This is a genomic window from Streptomyces sp. XM83C, from assembly GCF_023072675.1.
Taxonomy (GTDB): domain Bacteria; phylum Actinomycetota; class Actinomycetes; order Streptomycetales; family Streptomycetaceae; genus Streptomyces; species Streptomyces thermocoprophilus.
In genome coordinates, this window is record NZ_JALLGL010000428.1 from 1 (window position 1) to 3,984 (window position 3,984).

A 3,984-nucleotide genomic window follows, 5' to 3' on the forward strand; every position below is an offset into this window, starting at 1 on the left:
GTCCGGCGGGGCGGGCGGATCGGCCGGTACGGCCGCGGCGTCGGAGGGGCTGGGTGCGCCGGTGAAGGCCGGTATCGCCGCGGGTGTGGTGGCGGCTGCCGCCGCCGCGGTGGCGCTCGCGCTGGCCGGCAGCCACGGCGAGCCGGACAAGCCGGTCGCGGCGCCGCCCTCGTCGGCGCCCGTGGTCCGGCCGCAGCCGCCCGCGCCCTCTCCCACGCCCACGCCCACGCCGGCACCGACGCCGCCCCCGCCCGCACCGGCGGCGGTCAAGCCGGCCCCGACGCCGACGCCGACCCCCAGCCGGACGCCGGCGCCGAGGCCCACGCCGAAACCGGCGCCGCCGCCCGAGCCCACGCCCACACCGACCCCGACGCCCACACCGTCACCGACCCCGACGCCCACCCCGCGGCCCGCGCCGGCCGTGTACCGGCTCAACGAACTGTCGTACGACGTCACCGGCGACGGCACCGCGCCGGAGATCCGGCTCGCGGGCAGCAGCTGGGTATGGCAGCGGTACAGGCTGTCCGTCGCCGGCACCTCGTACGCGCGCGGGGTGACCGTGCACGGCGACTCGTCCGTCACGATCGACCTCAACCGGTCCTGCACCTCGTACGACGCTCTGGTCGGCGTGGACGATCTGACGCAGAAGCTGGGGAAGGTGTACTTCTCCGTCTACGCCGACGGGGAGCGGCTGTGGCGGTCCGGGAGGGTCAAGGGCGGGGACCCGGCGGTGCCGGTGCATGTCGACATCACCGGGCGCAGGACCGTACGGCTGGTGGTCGAACCGCACAACCACCTGGACAGGCTGGCCCTGGGCGACTGGGCGGAGTCGCGTTTCACCTGCTCGTGACCGCGGCGGGGTGGTCGCGCAGCGCCCGGGCCAGCTCGCCGGCGACGCCGTCCGGGCCGAGGGACGTGCCGCGGGCGTACTCGGCGTCGAAGCGTTCCTTGCCCAGCTGGGCGCGGGCGGCGGCCTCGGCCCGCTCGGCGCCGGCACGTTCGGGCATGGGGCGGGGGCGGCCGGCGCGCAGCCGGGTCACCGCGCCGAGCAGCCGGGCCGCGCGGACACCGTCCCCGAGGTCGGCGAGGAGGCTCGCGGCGATGTCCACGGGTGCGGACACCACCGCCTCGGCGCAGCCCTTCTCCACGGCCTCACGGAAGGCTGTGCCGAGCAGCGGCAGGGCGTGCGCCGGGCCGGACTCGGCGGCCTCCACCAGGGCGCCGACGCTGTACGTCCACACCGTGAACTGCGGGGGCGGCGCGATACGCAGCATGACCGCCCGGGCCTCCTCGTACAGCTCCCGCGCCTGCCGGGAGTCCTGGTCGTCCAGGGCGAGTTGGGCGCGCAGCAACAGCAGGAAGGCCCTGGCGTCCGACACGCCGTACCGGTCGAGTGCGGTGGCCGACTCGTCCAGTGCGGCCCGCGCGGCCGGCCGGTCGCCCGCGCGGTAGGCGATCTCGCCGAGCCGGGCGAGGAGGAAGGGGGACTCGGCGTACGCGCCGACCTCGTAGGCGAAACGCAGCGCTTCCCGGTATTCGCGTTCGGCCTCGTCGAAGCGGCCTCGGGCCATGGCCGCCTCGCCTGCCGCGCTGCATGTCTGCGCGCGTATCCAGCGGTCGCCGACACGGCGGCTGAGCGTGCGCAGTTCGTCGAGGTCGTCGTCGATGCCCGGCATGCCGCCCGGGGAGTCGACGAGCATATGGGTGCGCAGGAGGAGGGCGACGCCGATCTCCCAGTCGCCGCCGTGGGCACGGCAGTGGCGGAGGGCGCGGTCGGTGGCCTCCTGGGCCCGGGCCGCGTCGCCGGCGTGGTGGGCGATCAGCGGCCAGACGATGCCGGGCATACGGGCCGCGTGGGGGCCGCCGCGCGCGAAGTGGCCGCGGACCTGGTTCACGTACCGCTCGACGCGTTCGCCGTCGGGGACGTGGCCCAGCATGGACAGTTCGCTGCGGTAGAAGAGGTGCAGCATGCGCAGGTCCATGCGCAGGGCGTGGCGCGGGTGGTCGGCTCCGCCGTCCGGGGCGTCCAGGAAGGCGTCCACGAGGTCGGTGATGTCGTCGCCGTCGTCGGGCAGGTCGCCGTGGCGGACGCTCTCCGCGCGGGTGTCGAGGGCGATGCCGAGGCGCAGGGTGCGGGTGACCCAGGCGAGGCCCTCACGGCGGTAGTTGCGCAGCCCCCAGAACCAGCCCATGGCGAGGCACAGCGCACCGGCCTCCTCCTCGTCGCCCGCGGCGAGGGAGCGGTGCAGGGCGGCGCGGATGTTGTCCAGCTCGGTCTCCAGACGGCCGATCCACGGCAGTTGCTCACCGGAGCGAAGCCGCGGCTCGGCCTCCTCCACCAGGGCACGCACCCACGCGCGGTGCCGCAGCTCGGCGGCGGCGTGCGCCTCGGGTTCCTCGGCGGCGCGTTCGACGGCGTACTCGTGGATGGTCTCCAGCATGCGGTAGCGCATGCCGGGCAGCCCGTCCTGCCCGGCCGACGGGGCGGCGACGACCAGGGACTTGTCCACGAGTGCGCCGACCAGGTCGGCTGCCGGGCCGGTGCACACGGCCTCGGCCGCCGTGAGGTCCCAGCCGCCGGCGAAGACGGACAGCTCGCGCAGCGCCGTACGCTCCCGCTCGTCCAACAGCTCCCAGGACCAGTCGACGACGGCGCGCAGGGTCTGCTGACGGGGCAGCACCGTGCGGCTTCCTGTGGTGAGCAGGCGGAAGCGGTCGTCGAGGCGGTCGGCGATCTGCCGGGGGGTCAGCAGCCGCAGCCGGGCCGCCGCCAGCTCGATGGCGAGCGGCAGCCCGTCGAGGCGCCGGCAGATCTCGGTGACGGCCTCCTCGTCGCGGAGCGCGTCGGCGGCGTCGGGACGGACGGCGGAGGCGCGCTCCGTGAAGAGGCGGTGCGCCTGCTCGGGCCGCAGGGGCTCGACGGGGCGCACGGACTCGCCGGGGACTCCCAGGGGTTCACGGCTGGTGGCGAGGATCGTGAGCCCCGGGCAGCGGGTCAGGAGCGTCTCGGCGAGGTCGGCTGCCGCGCCGATGACGTGTTCGCAGTTGTCAAGGATCAGGAGTTGGCTGCGCGGGGCGCAGTACTCGACGAGCAGGGCCACCGGGTCGTCGTGGGGGAGGGACAGTTCCCCTGCGAGCAGCACGGTCTCGCGCAGACCGAGCGCGTTGACGACGGCGCCCGGCACCGCCTCCGGCCGGTCGAGCGGCGCCAGCTCGACGAGCCATGCCTGGGGGACGCCGGCTGCGGCCTCCTCGGCGAGGCGGGTCTTCCCCGATCCGCCCGGGCCGGTGAGCGTGACGAGGCGGGCCCTGTGCAGTTCGGAACGAATGGCCGCGAGCTCGGGTTCCCGGCCCACGAAAGAAGTAAGACGCGGCCTGAGGTTGCCGCCGCGTGGCGTCGGCGGCGTAGGCGTGGGTGCCGGCGGCGGGCTGTCCTGCGTGAGCAGCTCCTGGTGGACCGCGCGCAGCTCCGGACCGGGATCGGTGCCGAGTCCCTCGGCGAGGGTGCGGCGGGCCGTCTCGTACGCGGCGAGCGCGTCGGCGGTGCGGCCCGTGTCGCGCAGGGCGCGCAGCAGCAGCACGTGCAGGGGCTCGTCGTACGGGTGCGCCGCGGTCAGCTCCGTCAACTCCGGTACGACGTCGTGGGCGCGGCCCAGCCGCAGATACGCCTCGGCGCGGGCGCGGGAGGCCTCCAGGCGCAGCGCCTGCGGGCGGGCGGCGGCGGTGCGGTCGGGCAGGTCGGCGAGGGCCGGGCCGTGCCACAGGGCGAGCGCCTCGTCGAGGGTGCGGGCGGCGGTGGCGGGGTCGCCGTCGGCGAGGGCGGACGCGGCCTGCCGTACGAGCCGCTCGAAGATGTGCAGGTCGACGTCGTCCTTTGTCGCGGTGAGGCGGTAACCGCCGGGCTCGGAGGTGACGGCGTCCCGGCCGAGGGTGCGGCGCAGGCGGGCGACGAGGGCCTGGAGGGCGGCGGGGGCGTCCTGGGGC

General features: G+C 76.0%; 2 protein-coding genes. One reads left to right on the plus strand and one right to left on the minus strand.

The features are described 5' to 3' along the window. A partial coding sequence (locus MTQ10_RS28625; protein WP_247473255.1) for an NPCBM/NEW2 domain-containing protein occupies window positions 1-850 on the plus strand: 850 nt, incomplete at its 5' end. Here MTQ10_RS28625 and MTQ10_RS28630 read toward each other — a convergent pair. Next, window positions 837-3,984, minus strand: a 3,148-nt coding sequence (locus MTQ10_RS28630; RefSeq protein WP_247473256.1) for an ATP-binding protein, incomplete at its 5' end; no start/stop codon positions are given. The genes MTQ10_RS28625 and MTQ10_RS28630 overlap by 14 nt on opposite strands.